The 15852-nt window shown below is 72.7% G+C and carries 19 protein-coding genes; 9 read left to right on the top strand and 10 right to left on the bottom strand.

Annotated elements, in window-relative coordinates; all coding sequences use genetic code 11:
- Window positions 1-100 precede the first annotated feature (100 nt).
- The 3 genes from ASG28_RS13755 to ASG28_RS13745 all read right to left on the bottom strand — a co-directional run bounded on the left by ASG28_RS13755 (window position 101) and on the right by ASG28_RS13745 (window position 4304).
- Window positions 101-2254 (bottom strand): iron ABC transporter permease, encoded by a 2154-nt coding sequence (locus tag ASG28_RS13755; RefSeq protein ID WP_082454672.1) that lies wholly within the window; start codon window positions 2252-2254, stop codon window positions 101-103.
- A gap of 8 nt (window positions 2255-2262) precedes the next feature.
- Window positions 2263-3237: an ABC transporter substrate-binding protein gene (locus ASG28_RS13750; RefSeq protein WP_235477921.1), complete on the bottom strand. Its 975-nt coding sequence runs from the start codon at window positions 3235-3237 to the stop codon at window positions 2263-2265.
- Window positions 3238-3326: 89 nt separating this feature from the next.
- Window positions 3327-4304: an ABC transporter ATP-binding protein gene (locus ASG28_RS13745; RefSeq protein ID WP_167599055.1), complete on the bottom strand. Its 978-nt coding sequence runs from the start codon at window positions 4302-4304 to the stop codon at window positions 3327-3329.
- A gap of 95 nt (window positions 4305-4399) precedes the next feature.
- On the opposite strand from ASG28_RS13745, the gene bla reads away from it, so the two are divergent.
- The 8 genes from bla (at window position 4400) to ASG28_RS13710 (ending at window position 11188) form a co-directional block, all read left to right on the top strand.
- Window positions 4400-5362, top strand: a complete 963-nt coding sequence (gene bla / locus ASG28_RS13740; protein ID WP_055976183.1) for a class A beta-lactamase — start codon at window positions 4400-4402, stop codon at window positions 5360-5362.
- Window positions 5363-5428: 66 nt separating this feature from the next.
- The gene (locus ASG28_RS17030) at window positions 5429-5560 is read left to right on the top strand and encodes a hypothetical protein (protein ID WP_255351269.1); all 132 of its coding nucleotides are present in this window, start codon (window positions 5429-5431) and stop codon (window positions 5558-5560) included.
- A gap of 84 nt (window positions 5561-5644) precedes the next feature.
- Window positions 5645-6781, top strand: coding sequence for an ABC transporter substrate-binding protein (locus ASG28_RS13735; RefSeq protein WP_055976180.1), 1137 nt, complete (start codon window positions 5645-5647; stop codon window positions 6779-6781).
- Complete coding sequence (locus tag ASG28_RS13730; RefSeq protein ID WP_157485751.1) at window positions 6781-7755, top strand: ABC transporter permease; 975 nt, start codon at window positions 6781-6783, stop codon at window positions 7753-7755. Before ASG28_RS13735 ends, ASG28_RS13730 begins: the two co-directional genes overlap by 1 nt.
- Window positions 7752-8621 carry an ABC transporter permease subunit gene (locus tag ASG28_RS13725; protein ID WP_082454670.1) on the top strand — a complete coding sequence of 290 codons (870 nt, stop codon included), beginning with the start codon at window positions 7752-7754 and terminating at the stop codon, window positions 8619-8621. The genes ASG28_RS13730 and ASG28_RS13725 overlap by 4 nt, the downstream gene beginning before the upstream one ends.
- On the top strand, window positions 8618-9703 hold the full coding sequence (locus ASG28_RS13720; protein WP_055976178.1) for an ABC transporter ATP-binding protein: 1086 nt from the start codon (window positions 8618-8620) through the stop codon (window positions 9701-9703). Before ASG28_RS13725 ends, ASG28_RS13720 begins: the two co-directional genes overlap by 4 nt.
- 67 nt (window positions 9704-9770) lie before the next feature.
- Window positions 9771-10088, top strand: a complete 318-nt coding sequence (locus ASG28_RS13715; protein ID WP_055976175.1) for a hypothetical protein — start codon at window positions 9771-9773, stop codon at window positions 10086-10088.
- An 80-nt stretch (window positions 10089-10168) separates the two neighbouring features.
- Window positions 10169-11188: a DUF418 domain-containing protein gene (locus ASG28_RS13710; protein ID WP_055976172.1), complete on the top strand. Its 1020-nt coding sequence runs from the start codon at window positions 10169-10171 to the stop codon at window positions 11186-11188.
- A 127-nt stretch (window positions 11189-11315) separates the two neighbouring features.
- Here ASG28_RS13710 and ASG28_RS13705 read toward each other — a convergent pair whose 3' ends face one another.
- Complete coding sequence (locus ASG28_RS13705) at window positions 11316-11600, bottom strand: hypothetical protein (protein ID WP_055976169.1); 285 nt, start codon at window positions 11598-11600, stop codon at window positions 11316-11318.
- 201 nt (window positions 11601-11801) lie between these two features.
- Between ASG28_RS13705 and glsA the strand changes: the two genes are divergently transcribed.
- Window positions 11802-12740, top strand: coding sequence for a glutaminase A (gene glsA / locus ASG28_RS13700; RefSeq protein WP_055976165.1), 939 nt, complete (start codon window positions 11802-11804; stop codon window positions 12738-12740).
- A gap of 73 nt (window positions 12741-12813) precedes the next feature.
- Here glsA and ASG28_RS13695 read toward each other — a convergent pair whose 3' ends face one another.
- The 6 genes from ASG28_RS13695 to ASG28_RS13670 form a co-directional block, all read right to left on the bottom strand.
- Window positions 12814-13269, bottom strand: a complete 456-nt coding sequence (locus ASG28_RS13695; protein ID WP_055976162.1) for an SRPBCC family protein — start codon at window positions 13267-13269, stop codon at window positions 12814-12816.
- Between the two features lie 313 nt (window positions 13270-13582).
- On the bottom strand, window positions 13583-14038 hold the full coding sequence (locus tag ASG28_RS13690; protein WP_055976158.1) for an Hsp20/alpha crystallin family protein: 456 nt from the start codon (window positions 14036-14038) through the stop codon (window positions 13583-13585).
- Between the two features lie 126 nt (window positions 14039-14164).
- Window positions 14165-14476 (bottom strand): hypothetical protein, encoded by a 312-nt coding sequence (locus tag ASG28_RS13685; protein WP_157485750.1) that lies wholly within the window; start codon window positions 14474-14476, stop codon window positions 14165-14167.
- Window positions 14473-15069, bottom strand: a complete 597-nt coding sequence (locus tag ASG28_RS13680) for a hypothetical protein (RefSeq protein ID WP_055976152.1) — start codon at window positions 15067-15069, stop codon at window positions 14473-14475. Before ASG28_RS13680 ends, ASG28_RS13685 begins: the two co-directional genes overlap by 4 nt.
- Window position 15070: 1 nt before the next feature.
- Window positions 15071-15406: a hypothetical protein gene (locus ASG28_RS13675; protein ID WP_055976149.1), complete on the bottom strand. Its 336-nt coding sequence runs from the start codon at window positions 15404-15406 to the stop codon at window positions 15071-15073.
- Between the two features lie 145 nt (window positions 15407-15551).
- Window positions 15552-15836: a hypothetical protein gene (locus tag ASG28_RS13670; RefSeq protein ID WP_157485748.1), complete on the bottom strand. Its 285-nt coding sequence runs from the start codon at window positions 15834-15836 to the stop codon at window positions 15552-15554.
- Window positions 15837-15852: the final 16 nt, after the last annotated feature.

Raw genomic sequence — 15852 nt, 5'->3', positions numbered from 1 at the left:
AATGGTCCTTCGTCGAGGCGCGAAGGACGTTTTCCGCCCACTCGACCGGCACGGGCGCGGACCCCAGGGCCAGCGCCAGAGCAGCGCCGGCGCCGGCGCCTCAGCTAGCCGAGGCCCGCCCGCGCCAGAGCAGCCACACGAAGTACGGCGTGCCGATGACGGCGGTCAGCAGGCCGGCGCCGAGCTGCGCCGGGGCGATCAGGGTGCGGCCCAGCACGTCGGCGGCGCAGACCAGCACCGCGCCGAGCAGCACGGCCACGGGCAGCACCCGCGCGTGCCGTCGTCCGACCAGCGAACGTGCGGCGTGCGGGGCGACGAGCCCGACGAACCCGACCACGCCGACGGCGGCCACGGCCGTCGCCGTGAGCAGCACCGCCAGCGACAGGAAGACCAGCCGCGACTGCGAGAGCGAGACCCCGAGGAGGCGCGGGGTGTCGTCGTCCACCCCGAGCAGGTCGAGGCGACGACGCAGCAGCACGACCACGACGAGAGCGGCCACGAGCACCAGCGACACCGGCAGCGTGTCGTCCGACGTGCGGCCGTAGGTCGAGCCGGACAACCAGGTCAGCGCCTTCGCGCCGTTGAACGGGTCGGTCAGGACGATCAGCAGGCTGATGGCGGCCGCCGACGCCGTCGAGACGCCGATGCCGATCAGCACGAGCCGGTTCTGCGGGAAGCCGCCGCGTGAGGCGAGGCCGAACACGACCACGGCCGCCGCGACGGCTCCGGCGAACGCCCCACCCGCGATTCCCCAGCCGGTCGCGAGCGGCACGGTGGTGACGAGCAGCACGGCCCCGAGGCCGGCTCCGCCCGTCACGCCGAGGATGCCCGGCTCGGCGAGCGGGTTGCGGGTGACGGCCTGCACGAGCGTGCCGGCGAGCGCCAACGCCGCGCCCGCCGCCAGGGCGGCCGCGACCCGTGGCACGCGCGTGTCGAGCACGTAGGTGACGACACGGCCGGACCGGCCGGCCACCCAGTTGGCGACGTCGCCGAGCAGCAGCTTGGCGTCGCCGAGCAGCACCGAGCCGAGGACGACGGCGACGAGGGCGGCGAGCACGACCATGAGGACGACCACGAAGCGCAGGCGCGAGACGACGGGGTGCCGGTCGGTCGGGGTGACACCGCCGTGGTCGCGGGCCCGGAAGGCCAACACGACGAGGACGACCGCCCCGAGCAGCGAGGTCACCACGCCGGTCGGCACCTGGACCGACGTCTCGGCACCGACCAGGGCGCGCAGCAGCACGTCGGCGCCGAGCACGAGGGCGGCGCCGGCCAGGGCCGCGAGGGGCAGGAAGACGAGGAAGCGGCGGACGGCGGGCACAGCCCGACGCAGCAGCCGGACGAGGGCGGGGGCGCAGAGGCCGACGAAGCCGATCGGCCCCGCGAGGGTGACGGCGGCGGCCGAGAGCAGCACGGCCGCGAGGACGGTCACCACGCGGGTGGTGCGGACGTCGACGCCGACGCTGCGGGCGGCGTCGTCCCCGAGGGCGAGGGCGTCCACGCGGAGGTTCATCGCGACGAGCACCAGCAGCCCGACGACGATCACGGGGGCGAGCTGGACGACGCCGTCGAAGCCGTTCTGCGAGATGCTGCCCTGGCCCCAGGCGTAGAGCCCGGCGGTCTGCTGCGGGAAGAGCAGCAGGAGGGCGCTGGTCACCGAGGCGAGGCCGAGGGCGAGGGCGCTGCCGGCGAGCACGAGCCGCACGGTGCCCGCTCCCAGCCCGGACACGGCGAGCACGAGCCCCGCGGCGAGCAGCCCACCGACGAAGGCGACGCCGGACGACGCGAGCAGGGGCAGGCTCAGCCCGGTGACGGCGGCGAGCGCGAGCGCGACGTAGGCGCCGGCGTTCACGGCGAGGGTGTCGGGCGAGGCGAGCACGTTGCGGCTCATCTGCTGCAGGGCCGCACCGGCGGCGCCGAGGGCGACGCCGACCAGCAGGCCGGCGACCATCCGCGGGAGGCGCGAGGCCACCACCACGGACGCGTCGCCGGCCGTCGCGGTGCCGGTCAGCGCCTGCCAGACCTGTCGGGCGCCGACGTCGGCGGTGCCCTGCGTGACGTCCACGAGGGCGAGCACCACGACGACGGCGACCAGCGCGACCGTCACGCCCACCGACCCGGGCGTGAGCCGACGGGGGGCGGCGAGCCGCGCCTCCTGGGCTCGTGCCGCGCGGAGCGCCCGCTCGTCGGGCCCGGCGGCGGGCTCGTCGAGCCGGGACGGCGCGGGGTCGGTGGGGGTGACGGTCGTGCTCACGGTGCCGGTTACTTCGTCAGGGTCGACACCAGCGAGTCGACGTAGGCGGTCATCGCGGCGGGGCCACCGAACATCCAGATGCCGTCGTCGAGGCGGTGCACGTCACCGGACTGCACGAACGGCAGCGACGTCCAGACGGCGTTCGAGGCGAGCGACACCGCGAACGGGTCGTCGGCACCGGCGGCCGTGTTGTCGATGTAGAGGAACTGCACGTCGGCGGGCAGCTGCGTGAGGCCCTCGACGTCGGTCGAGGCGAGGCCGTACGCCTCGTCGCCCTCGACGGTCCAGGCGTTGGTCAGGCCCAGCTCTTCGGTGACGTCGGCGACGAGCGAGCCCTTGGCGTAGGGCCGGATGCTGACCTGGCCGGCGTCGACGTACCCGTCGGCGAAGGCGAACGGCGTGCCGGCGAGCCCGGCGTCGGCGAGGGCCTGCTTGCCCGACTCGACGGCGTCGGTGAACTCCTTCTTCACCTCGGTCGCCTTGTCCTCGGTGCCGGTCGCCTCGGCGATGAGGTCGAGGTTGTCCATGCTGTGCTCGATCTGGCGCGAGGCGTCGGCCGAGGTGACCTGCAGGACGGGAGCGATCTCCTTCAGCTGCTCGACGGCGTCGGCGCTCAGGCCGTCGGTCGCGACGATCAGGTCGGGCGCGAGCGACGCGACCGTGTCGAGGCTCGGTTCGCCGCGGGTGCCGATGTCGGTCGGCTCGTTGGTCAGCGGCACGGCCGCGCCCCACTCGTTGTAACCCTTGACGTCGGCGACGCCCACGGGCTCGACGCCGAGGGCGACGAGGTCTTCCACGACGTTCCACTCGGTGCCGACGACCTTGGTCGCCGGACCGTCGAGGGTGATCTCGGCCCCAGTGCCGTCGGTCAGGGTGATCTGCTCGCCGCTGCCCGAGGTCGAGCCGGCGTCGGCCGACTCGGTGGTGCCGCAGCCGGCGAGGGTCAGGGCCGCGGCGGCGGCGACGGCGGTGACCGTCAGCAGCCGTCGGGCGGGGCGGCGGGCGGGGCCGCCGGAGGTCGGGGTGTGGCGGGGCGTCGTCAGAAGGCGCTGGGTCACGGGTGGTGTCTCTCTCATCGGACGGGCGTCTCGGCCCGGGTGTGGTGTCGGCCGATCGCGCGGGTGCGCAGGTGGCCGGTGGTGGGGTCGGTGTCGACGTCGATGCGGATGCCCCAGACGTCGGTCAGGAGGCGCGGTGTCAGCACGTCCCCGGGGTCGCCCTCGGCGACGATGCGGCCCTCGCTCAGCACGACGATGCGGTCGGCGAGCGCGGCGGCCTGGTCGAGGTCGTGGAGGACGACTCCGACCGCGATGCGGCCCGAGTCGGCCAGGTCGCGCACCAGGTCGAGCAGTTCGACCTGGTAGCGCAGGTCGAGGTAGGTGGTGGGCTCGTCGAGCAGCAGCACCCCCGTGTCCTGCGCGAGGCAGCTGGCGAGCCAGACCCGCTGCAGCTGGCCGCCCGAGAGCTGGTCCACGCCGCGGTCGGCGAGGTCGGCCACGCCGGTGAGCTCGAGCGCCCGGTCGACGGCCGCGGGCCCCTCGGGGTCGGAGCGCCCCCAGCGGCCGCGGTGCGGGTAGCGCCCGAACTCGACGACGTCGCGCACGCTGAGGCCGCCGGGGGTCGGGCGCCCCTGCGTCAGCAGCGCGACGCGCCGAGCGAACTGCCGCAGCGACAGCTCGAACCCGTCGACGCCCTCGCCCTGGCTCTGGTCGTGGCCCTGGCCGCCGCTTGCCGGGTCGAGTGGGCGGAAAGTGTCCTTCGCCGGACCGGGAGCAGCATCTTCCGCCCACTCGCCGGCCCCATCGTCGCCACGAGGAGGCGCGGCGAGGGTGAGCGAGCCCGTGCGCGGCTTCTGCAGCCGGGCGAGGGTGCGCAGCAGGGTCGACTTGCCGCTGCCGTTCGGGCCGACGAGGGCGGTGACGCAGCCGGGGCGCAGCTCGAGGCGGGCCCCGCGGACGACGTCGACGCCGTCGTAGGCGACCGAGACGTCGTCGGCGCGGAGGGCGGCCGAGGAGGGTGCGGTGGCCGCGAGGGGCAGGTCGGTGGTCACGCGCTTAGGTTAGCCTAACCTCACCCCGGTGCCGCAACCCGGCCTCTCGACGTCGAGCCGACCCGCGCCTCCCGGGCGTCGGCGAGACTGGACCGATGACCTCTCGGACGACGATGACGACGACCCTCCTGACCACCGCCGCCCTCGGGCTGGGCCTCGGCCTGGCCGCGTGCTCGACGCCCGGGGCGTCGGCCCCCGCCCCGAGCACGACCGCCACCCCGGTCCCCCTGCCCAGCCCGATCGCCGCGCCCGACCTCGCGACCCCCGAGGTCGAGGCCGCACTGGCCGACCTCGAGTCGCGGTACGACGCGCGGATCGGCCTGAGCGTGCTCGACACCGGCTCGGGCGCGACCCTCGACCACCGCGCCGACGAACGCTTCGGGTACGCGTCCAGCCTCAAGGCGTTCGCCGCGGCGGCCCTGCTCGAGGCGACCGACGACGCCGACCTCGACCGCGTCGTCACCTGGACCCAGGCCGAGGTCGACGCCGCGGGGTACTCGCCGCTGACCAGCACGCACGTCGCCGACGGGCTCCCGCTGCGGCAGCTCGCCGAGGCGGCCGTCCGGCAGAGCGACAACACGGCGCTGAACCTGGTCCTCGCCGAGCTCGGCGGCCCGGCCGGACTCGACGCCGCCCTCGCGGCGCAGGGCGACGACGTGACCGACGTCGTGCACAGCGAGCCCGAGCTCAACCGGCTCACCCCGGGCAGCACGGCCGACACGAGCACGCCCGCCGCCTTCACCGCCACCCTCGCCCGCATCACGGACGGCGACTGGCTCGCCGCCGACGACCGCGCCACCCTGCTCGAGTGGATGTCGCGCAACGCGACCGGCGACACCCTGATCCGCGCCGGCGCTCCCGACGGCTGGCAGGTCGCCGACAAGTCCGGAGGCGCGGGCGGCATCCGCAACGACGTCGCCATCGTGGTCCCCCCGTCGGGCGACCCCGTGGTGATCTCGGTGCTCACCACGCGCAACGACCCCGCCGCGAGGTACGACGACGCCCTCGTCGCCTCCGTGGCCGAGGTCGCCCTCACCGCGGTTGCCGCCGCCCGCTGACGCGGCCCGCCCCGCCCCCTCCGCCTCGCCCCCTCGTCCGAGTGGGCAGAAGCTGCTCTTCCCGCGGTGACGAGCAGCACCTTCTGCCCACTCGTCGCCGAGCACCAGCGCGGCGACGACCCCGGCCGCACACCCCGCCACCACCTGTTCGCCCCGCGTTCACGCACCCTCTCCCGGGACGTCGCCGCGCCTCCTTAGCGTGCCCAGCGGGCCGCCCGGTCCCCCGTCGCCCTCAGCTCATCGAGGCGAGCCCCGGCCCCGCACCCGAAGGACCCACACCGCATGATCGACAAGCGCCTGCTCGTCTCGGCCGCGACCCTCAGCATCGCCGCCCTCGCCCTGACCGGCTGCTCGGCGAGCGCCGACGCCGACAGCGCAGGAGGCGCGGCGAACGGCACCGACGCCGCCACCGCCACCAGCGCCGAGGCCTTCGGCGGCATGGACGCCCTCGTCAGTGCCGCCCAGGCCGAGGGAGAGCTCAACGTCATCGCCCTGCCCGACACGTGGGCGAACTACGGGAAGATCATCGACGGGTTCGAGAAGAAGTACGACATCACCGTCAACTCGGACAGCCCCGACATCTCGAGCGCCGAGGAGATCACCGCCGCCCAGAACCTGAAGGGGCAGGACACCGCCCCCGACGTGTTCGACCTCGGCTCGGCCGTGACGCTCGACAACCTCGACCAGTTCGCGCCGTACAAGGTGTCGACCTGGGACGACATCGCCGACGACCACAAGGACGCCGACGGCAAGTGGGTCTACGACTACACCGGCCTGATGTCGGTCGGCTACGACGCCGACGCCGTGCCCGCCCCCGAGAGCCTCGACGACCTGCTCGGTGGCGACTACGAGGGCAAGGTCGCGATCAACGGCGACCCGACCCAGGCCGGTGCCGCCGCCGCGGCCGTCGAGTGGGCCGCGCTGCAGTCCGGCGGCAGCGCCGACGACGTCAGCACGGGCGTCGACTACTTCTCGAAGCTGGCCGACGCGGGCAACTTCCTGCCCACCGACCCGACCCCGGCGACCATCGCCTCGGGCGAGACCCCGGTCGTCTTCGACTGGAGCTACAACAACCTGGCCGCCGCGGCCGACGCCGGCGGACGCGACTGGAAGACGGCCGTGCTGCCCGGCACCGCCCTCGGCAGCTACTACAACCAGGCGATCAACGTCGACGCACCGCACCCCGCCGCGGCCCGCCTGTGGCAGGAGTACGTCATGAGCGACGACGCGCAGAACCTGTACCTCGCGGCCGGCGCCTACCCCGTGCGCCTCGCGGCGATGACCGAGGCCGGCACCGTCGACCAGGACGCCCTCGAGAAGGTCGGCGAGCAGCCCGCCGACACCGTGCAGTTCACGGCCGAGCAGACCGAGGCCGCCTCGAAGGTCCTGGCCGACACCTGGGCCACGGCGATCGGCTGATGGTGACGACGTCGACCCGCGCGGCGGACACGACCGCCGACGTGCGGTCGGCACACGAGGGGGACGGCGGCGACCCGTCGACCCGCGCCTCCTCGTCCTCCGACGGCGTCGGCCCCTCGCGGGGTCGGCGCCGTCCGGCGGCGTGGTGGGGGCTGACCCCGTTCGCCGTCTGGGTGCTCCTCTTCCTGATCGTGCCGTGCCTGCTCGCACTCGGAACGGGCTTCGTCGACGGTGACGGCGCCCCCACGCTCGACAACCTCGCCGCACTCGGCGACCCGCTGATCGTGCGGGCCTTCGCCAGCTCGGCGGCCGTCTCGGCCGTCACGGCGGTGGCCGGGGCCGTCGTCGGAGCCGTCGTCTGCTGGGGCCTCACCTCGCTCCGCCCCGACGGAGCCGTCCGCAGCGCGATCGACGCCGCGTCGAGCGTGCTCGCGCAGTTCGGCGGCGTCATGCTGGCGTTCGCGTTCATCGCGACGATCGGCATCCAGGGCGTCGTCACGCGGCTGCTGATCGACGTCGCCGGCGTCGACCTCTACGCCGACGGGGTCTGGTTCTACCAGGTGCCCGGGCTGCTGCTGCCCTACCTGTACTTCCAGGTGCCCCTGATGGTGATCACGTTCATGCCCGCCGTCAGCGGCCTCCGCCCGCAGTGGAGCGAGGCCGTCGCCACGCTCGGCGGCACCCGGTGGCAGCACCTCGTCCGCGTGGTCGTCCCGGTGCTCGCCCCCGCGTTCGTCGGCAGCCTGCTGCTGCTCTTCGCCAACGCCTTCTCGTCGTACGCGACCGCCGCCGCCCTGATCAGCCAGGGCGCGCAGATCGTGCCGCTGCAGATCCGCGCCGCCCTGATCAGCGAGACCGTGCTCGGCCGCGAGAACGTCGCCGGCGCGCTCGCGCTCGGCATGGTCGTCGTGATGGCCGTGCTGATGATCGGCTACTCGCTGCTGCAGCGCCGCACGGAGCGGTGGCAGCGATGAGCGCCCGGACGACGAGCGCTCCCCGGACGACCAGCGCTCCGCGGTCGACGAGCGCAGGAGGCGCGGGCACGGTCGCGCGCCGCACCGCCCTGGTCGTCGTGGGAGCCCTCTTCGCGGTGCCGATCGCGGCGATGGTCGCGTTCTCGCTGCGCAGCGCCGACGGCACGGGCCACGACCTGAACCACTGGCTGGCGATCGTCGACCCCGAGAACGAGCGGATGTACCGCAACCTCGTCGAGGGAGTCACGAACTCGCTGCTGCTCGCCGTCGTCGCGGCACTGCTCGTGCTCGTGCTGCTGGTGCCGGCGATGGTGCTCGTGCACCTGCGCTACCCGCGCCTCGTGCGGCCGCTCGAGTTCGTCTGCCTCGTGCCGATCACGGTGCCGGCGATCGTGCTCGTGGTCGGCCTCGCACCGGTCTACTCGGTCGTGTCGCGGGTGGCCGGCTCGGGCGCCTGGACGCTCGCGCTCGCGTACGGCGTCACGGTGCTGCCCTACGCCTACCGCGCGGTGCAGTCCGACCTGGCGGCCACCGACCTCCGTACGCTGACCGAGGCCGCGCGCACGCTCGGCTCGAGCTGGCCCCGCACGATGGCCCTCGTCGTCGTGCCGAGCCTGCGCCGGGGCCTGCTCGCGGCGGCTTTCATCACCGTGGCCGTCGTGCTCGGCGAGTTCACCATCGCCTCGCTGCTCAACCGCGTGAACCTGCAGACCGCCCTGGTGCAGGTGTCGCGTTCCGACCCCTACGCCGCCGTGATCCTCGCCCTGATCTCGCTGGCCTTCGCCTTCGTGCTGCTGCTCGTGATCGGCCGGGTCGGAGCCCTCGGGGCCGCCCGTCCGATCCCCACCCGAAAGGCCCTCTCGTGACCGCCACGCTCCCCCGCCCCTCCGTCACGAGTCCGACCGGCGCCGGTGCGGGTGCCGCCGTGGCGTTCCACGACGTCACGAAGCAGTTCGCCGGGCACCGGGCCCTGACCGGGCTCGACCTCGAGTTGCAGCCCGGCGAGCTCGTCGCCGTGCTGGGCCCGTCGGGCTGCGGCAAGACCACCGCACTGCGCAGCCTCGCCGGGCTCGAGGACGTCACGGGCGGTCGCATCACGATCGACGGCCGCGACGTGGTCGGCGTCCCGACGCACCGCCGGGACGTCGGCATGGTGTTCCAGGCGTACTCGCTGTTCCCCCACCTGACCGTGCGGCAGAACGTCGAGTTCGGGCTGCGCATGCGTCGCGTCGACAAGGCCGCCCGGGCCGCCCGGGCGGGCGAGATGCTCGACCTGGTCGGACTCGGCGACCTCGGCGAGCGCTACGCCCACCAGCTCTCGGGCGGCCAGCAGCAGCGCGTCGCCCTGGCCCGGGCGCTGGTCACGCGACCGCGGGTGCTGCTGCTCGACGAGCCGCTCAGCGCCCTCGACGCGAAGGTGCGGGTGCAACTGCGGGACGAGATCCGCCGCATCCAGCGCGAGCTGTCGATCACGACCCTGTTCGTCACCCACGACCAGGAAGAGGCCCTGGCCGTGGCCGACCGCGTCGCCGTCATGCGTGCCGGGTCGATCGAGCAGGTGGGCACCCCGGAAGAGCTCTACTCGGCCCCCGCGACGGCGTTCGTCGCCGAGTTCGTCGGGACGAGCAACCGGGTGTCCGGCGAGGTCATCGGTGCGCTCGTCCGCCTGGCGGGCTGCCCCGAGGTGCCGGTCGTGGGCACGCCGGCCGAGGGGCCGGTCTGGGCCTACGTGCGACCCGAGGACGTGTCGTTCGTGGAGCAGGGCGGACTCGCGGGCGTCGTCGAGTCGGTGTCGTTCCTGGGGGCCGTGTGCCGCACCCGCGTGCGCGTGGACCGCGAGACCCTGCTGGTGCTCGACCACCGGGCCGACGAACGACGCGAGCCGGGGTCGTCGGTGCGCGTCTCGTTCACGCCCGCCCGCGTGGCCGTGACGACCCGCGCCTCCTGACGCGGTCGTCCGACGGTCAGCCGGGCGACGGAGGGGGCACGCCCGACCCCGCCGCTAGCCTCGGGGGATGCCCTCGGTGACCGACCCTGACGACGCGCCCCGCGCCTCCTCGGTGTGGCAGGCCGAGATCGTCACCACCCGGCGGCCGCGGCTGCTCGTTGCCGGACGGTGGCTCGTCTCGGTCCTCGCCGCGTTCTTCGTCGGCTCGTTCGACGGCGAGTGGCCGGGCTTCGACGTCGTGGTGCGCGAGCGCTCGACCGGTCGCGAGATCCACCGGCTGGCTCCCCAGGGCCTCACCGGCGCCGACGAGTCGAAGGTCGACATCGAGGCGGACCTCGACCGACTCACGTGCGACGAGTACCGCGCCGAGTGGACGCTCGTCTGACCCACATCTGATACTTCAGACGGATGCGGGCCATCACCGCGGGGGATGACCAGGAGGCGCGGGTCGGCTTGGCTGGGCACATGACCTCTGCTGCGCCCGCCGTCGACTCCCCACCCACCCCCGGCACCCGCTGGAGGTTCGTCGACTCGCTGCGCGGCTTCGCGCTGTTCGGCATCCTGCTGGTCAACACGCTCGACATCACCCACCTCGGCATCGACTACGTGATCGAGACCGCCGACCCGGTCGACGACCCGGTGCGCGACCTGCTGTACCTCACGGTGCAGACCCGGTTCGTGCCGATCTTCGTGTTCCTCTTCGGCATGAGCCTGTGGTTCGTGCTCGCCGGCGCCCGGTCGCGCTCGCCCCGACCCGGGCTCGTCATGGTGCGCCGCCTGGTCGGGCTCGTCGCGATCGGCGGGCTGCTCATGCTCGTCTACCCCGGCAACGTGCTGCTCGAGTACGGCGTCGTGGGCCTCGTCATGCTGCCGATCGTCGTCTTCGCCCCGCGCTGGGCGACCCTGGCCCTCGGTGCCGTGCTGACCGTCGCGGCCTACGCCCTGACCGGTGGCGGCCTCGTCTCGACCCCCGGCCTCATGCTGCTCGGTGCGGGCGCCGCGGCGTACGGCCTGCCCCGCGTGCTCGAGTCGGCCGGGCGCGGCGTCGCCCTGGTCTTCGCCGCGGCCGCGGTGCTCACGGTGCCGGCCCTGCTCTGGCAGACCACGACCCCGGGCGACCCGCGCTTCTCGACGCCGGGCGGCATCGCCGGGCTGGTCATGGCCGTCGCCTACGCCACCGCTCTCGCCCTGCTCTGGCGCACCCCCGCTCGCCGCGTCGTCGCCGCCGTGTTCGAGCCGCTGGGCCGCATGGCGCTGACCAACTACGTCGTCGCGGCGATCGTCGTGGCAGGCCTCGCCCTCGTGATCGACTTCGGGCACATGACGAGCGTCGTGCCGGGGGTGGGCATCAGCGTCGGGCTCATCGCCCTGCAGTCCGTGCTCAGTCGCCTCTGGCTCGCCCGGTTCGTCTACGGTCCGGTCGAGTGGGCCTGGCGGAGCGTCACCTGGTGGCGGCCGGCCGCGCTGGTGCGCCGGGCGTCCTGACCAGCGCGACCCGCGCCTCCTCGGGTCCGGCGGTCGACTGGTCGACTGGTCGACTGGTCGACTGGTCGCGGATCGTCCTTCACGCGCGCCCGGACCACGATCCGGGACCACTCGACGACCGAGACGACTAGCGGAGGCTCCACGAGGCGCGCACGACGGTGTCGAGGGCACTCGAGAGGTCGGTGCACCACCAGCGACGTCCGGGGGCCGCGGCGAGGCTGAGCTCGTAGCCCGCCTCGGTCTGGGCGACCGTGCCGAGGACAACGAGGGCGCCTCGCTCCGACCGGCGCACGTCGACGACCCGCCAGCGGCCGCGACCGACCACGTCGAGCCTCAGGTCGAGCGCGCTCGCCAGGGGGCCCCGCCCGGGCCAGGCCGTACCCGACCGGCCGCTGCCACCCTCGAAGAGCATCGTCGCCTCTCTCGCGGCCCGCCCCGATGCGGCCCGACGAGATGCACGGTAGACACGCGACCTGACAACGGGCGGGGTTGACGTCGGGAACATGACGTGCTCCTCGTCCCCCCGGCGCGTACCCCGGCCCGTACCCCGTCCTTTCGTGGGTGACTCGGCACGAGCCCGGACGCACGGGCCCCCGCCTGTCAGGGTGGAGCGATGCCGTCCCCCACCCCGTCGCCCGAAGCCGCGTCCCTCGAGGCCCTGCGCGCCTCCGTCCTGTCGACCCGAGGAGGCGCGGTGGACGACAGCATCCCCCAGCTCGCCGAAACCGACCCCGAGCTGTTCGGGGTCGCCGTGGTGCGGCCGACCGGCGAGGTGGTCGCGGCCGGCGACTCGGGTCACGCGTTCTCGATCCAGTCGGCGGTCAAGCCGTTCCTCTTCGCGCTCGCCCTCGCCGACACCGGCGGAGCGGCGCTCGACGCGGTCGGCATCGAGCCGACCGGCGAGGCGTTCGACGCGATCAAGCTCGAGGGCGGCACCGGGCGACCGCCGAACCCGATGGTCAACGCCGGAGCCCTGCTCACGGCCGACCTGGTCGACGGCGACACCTGCGACGAGCGCACGGCGCGCATTCTGGCGGGCCTGGGAGCCTTCGCGGGGCGCGAGCTCGACTACGACCGCGAGGTCAGCGAGTCCGAGCAGCTGCACGGCGACCGCAACCATGCGCTGGCACACCTGATGCGGTCGGAGGGCACGCTCGACAGCTCGGCGGACGATGCGGTCGCGCTCTACGCCCGGGCCTGCTCGGTGGTCGTCGACACGGAGGCCCTGGCCGTGATGGGCGCGACGCTCGCGTTCGGCGGTCGCAACCCGGTGACGGGCGAGCAGGTCGTCGACGCCCGCGTCGCCCGCGACGTGGTGTCGGTCATGGCGACCTGCGGCGTCTACGACGGGTCGGGCCGCTGGATGCGCGGCGTCGGCGTGCCGGCGAAGTCGAGCGTCTCGGGCGCGATCGTCCTGTCGGCGCCGAACCGGCTCGGGGCGGCGGTGTTCAGCCCGCCGATCGACGAGCAGGGGACGAGCGTCCGCGGCGCCGAGCTGAGCCGCCGGCTGAGCGAGGAACACGACCTGCACTCGTTCGGCTTCCGCGGCTGACACGATCGAGGCCCCCGGTGGGCGTCCTGGGGACAGGAGCCGACCGGGGGCCTCGACGTGTACGAGCCCGGGCTCAGGCCTGGACGTCTCCGCGCCAGGCGCCGTCGACGTTGCCCTCGCGCTCGATGAACTCCTTGAAGTTCTTGAGGTCCTTCTTGATGGCGTGGTTGTCCGCGCCGAGGGTGTTGCCGATCTTCTCGAGGAAGCCCTCGGGGGTCCAGTCGATCTGCACCGTGAGGCGCGTCACGTCGTCGCTCAGCTTGTGGAACGTGATGACGCCGGCGTGGTCGACCTCGCCGCCCGTGCTGTTCCAGGCGACGCGCTCGTCGGGGTGCTGCTCGGTGATCTCGGCTTCGAAGGTCTTCTCGACCGGTCCGACCTTGACCTTCCACACCGTGAGGGTGGGGGTGGTCTGGGTGATCGACTCGACCTCGTCGAGGAACTTCGGGAACGACTCGAACTGGGTCCACTGGTTGTAGGCGACGCTGACGGGGACGTTGACGTCGATGGTCTCGATGGCCTGTGCCATGGTGCACTCCTTGCTGACGGTGTTCAGAATTCATGGGCGGCGCCGAGTCGGCGTCGTGCCCTGTCGTGAACGGTAGGAGGCGCGGGTCGGCTTCGCCCACGTGCGGAGGCAACGGTCAGGTGGCGGGTGACGCCGCCCACCGCGGGACCGCACAGTACTCGCGTGCCGGCCGAGGAGGGGTGGAGCGGTCGAGCGGTGGTGTCGACGGAACGGGACCACCCCGCCACGACGGATCGTGACGGGGTGGTCGGGGCCGACGGGGTGACTGGGCTCGACCGCGTGGTCGGGGTCGACGGCCAGACCGTCGAGAGGGTCAGCTCGCCGTGTCGCGGGCCAGTTTTGCGTCGATCGCGTCGACGGTCTCGTGCGCCTGGCCCGAGACGACCTCGATCTTGCGCGGCTTCGCCCTCTCGCTGACCGGGATGACGAGTGACAACACGCCGTTGTCGTAGTGGGCCGTGATGCGACTCGAGTCGATGCCCTCACCCACGCTGAACTGGCGGAGGTACGAGCCGTGCGGCCGCTCCTGCGCGAGCCACTTGACGCCGCCGCGGGTGTCGGGCGTGCGGTTGGCCCGGAGGGTCAGCAGCTGACCGTCGACGTCGACGTCGACCGACCCCGGGTCGATGCCCGGCATGTCGGCGTTGAGCACGTAGCGGTCGCCGTCGCGGTAGAGGTCGACCGGCATGACCCTGGGCCCCTGTCGCATGCCCGTGAGGGCGCCGGTGAGACGGTCGAGCTCGGTGAAAGGATCGAAAGACATGGCCATGATGAAGAGTCCCCTTTCGGTTGATCGGTGTGACCCGGGACCCCGTGGCCCCGGCTCGTTGACGACACGAATGTACCTCTGACCAGCGTTTCGTACCTCAAACGCAGCTTGAACGCTGCCGAGAGATCACTGAGGACGCTGCGCCTGCCGGCGGGCGGCCCGTTGGGCGCGGATCTCTTCGATGCGGGCCAGGTTGCGCAGCAGCCGGAGGAAGTCGGCTGCGGCTGCCTCGACGTCGTCGTAGGTGCGGATGCTCTGTTCCTCGACGAGACCTCGCTCGTCGAGGAAGTAGGTGCTCCACACCTCGTCCCGTCGAGCGAGGACGAGCGCGAAGGGCTTCCCCGTCGTCGCGTCCCCGATGACGGCGTTCAGGTGGCCGAGTCCGCCGGCGTCGACCTGGGTTCGGAGGGCGGCCAGGGTGCGAGCGACCATCGTCATGACGGTTCTCCTGCTCGTCGGCGTCGGTCTCGGAGTTCGTCCCGGATCTCGAGCTTGCGATGCTGGGACCTCAGACGGTCGAGGAAGTCGGCCACGGCCGAGACCTCGTCGGGGAACGTGTGCAGGCTCCGTTCCTCCACGGCAGCTCGTTCGTCGACGTAGAAGGTGCTCCACACGCCGTCACGTCGCGCCACGGCGAGACAGTCCTGGCGCCTGAGGTACACGTCACCGAGAGCGACACGGACGCGGTTCAAGCCCTCCGCCTCCATGTGCGCAGGCAGCGACTCGAGGTCGGTCATCGACGCACGTTCGACGCGCTCGAGGTCGCGCTCCCGTTGCAGGTCGCGGAGGAGCTTCTTCAGCCGGAGCAGGACGAGGAAGTCCTCCAGGGCCTCGGACTCGCTCGGGTAGGTTCGCACGCTCCCGTCGACGACCGCCGCGCGTTCGTCGGTGGAAAAGGTCACCCAGGCATCGTCGCGTCGGGTGACGACGAGGCAGTCCGTCCTGTTCGCGTGGTCACCGTCGATGACGTGTCCTAGGTCGTCGAGTCCCTCTGCCGCCATGACAGCCTGCACCGATTCGATCGTCGCCATGTCAGGCCTTCCCCGGCCGGTCGTCTTGTGACGCCCGCCACGTCTCGTGGGCGAGCCTGTTCTTCTCCCTGATGCGCGACATGAGTGCGTCCTCGTCAGCCCTCAGCCTCATGAGACGCAGGAAGTCGTCCAGAGCGTCGGAGAGTTCCTCGTACGTGCGAACGCTGGTCTTCTCGACACCGGCACGTTCGTTGGTCGAGAACGAGGTCCAGACGCCGTCTCGCCGGGTCAGGACCAGGGCGTCCGCCGAACTACCGTGATCGTCTCCGATCACGTAGGCGAACCTGTCGAGCCCCTCGGCCTCGATCGTGGCGACCGTTTCTTGGAGCGTCGTCATCCCCTGGGCCCCTCGGCGGTCGTCGCCGAATGGGGTGAGTCACCCTTGCACTGGCGCTCCTGGAAGGCGAGTTCGTTCTCTTCACGGACGGCCTGGGTCTCGTCAAGCGCCGGCACGACGTCCGCTTCCGTCTCGCCGAGCCCGCTCAGTCAAGAGGCTCCAGGCCTGTGTCGAGGAGGGCCCGCAGCTCCTCCAACCGGGCGACGTTCTGCAACTGGGACATGAACTCCGTCACGGCAGAGCGCTCATCCGGATGCTCGACGAGTGTCAGCTCCTCGACGAGACCTCGTTCGTCGCGCAAGAACGTCACCCACACCCCGTCGATCTGCCCGACCACCTGCGCACCCGGAACGCGCAGCGAGGTGTCGCCGATGAGGAAATTCAGATGCCCGAAATCGGCCGCTTCCACTTCTGCTCGGAGTCCGTTCACGTCGCGCGCTTCGGGG

The organism is Frigoribacterium sp. Leaf415, from assembly GCF_001424645.1.
GTDB lineage: Bacteria > Actinomycetota > Actinomycetes > Actinomycetales > Microbacteriaceae > Frigoribacterium.
The sequence above is the reverse complement of the archived record's forward strand: the minus strand, read 5'-3'. Positions and strand labels throughout refer to the sequence as shown.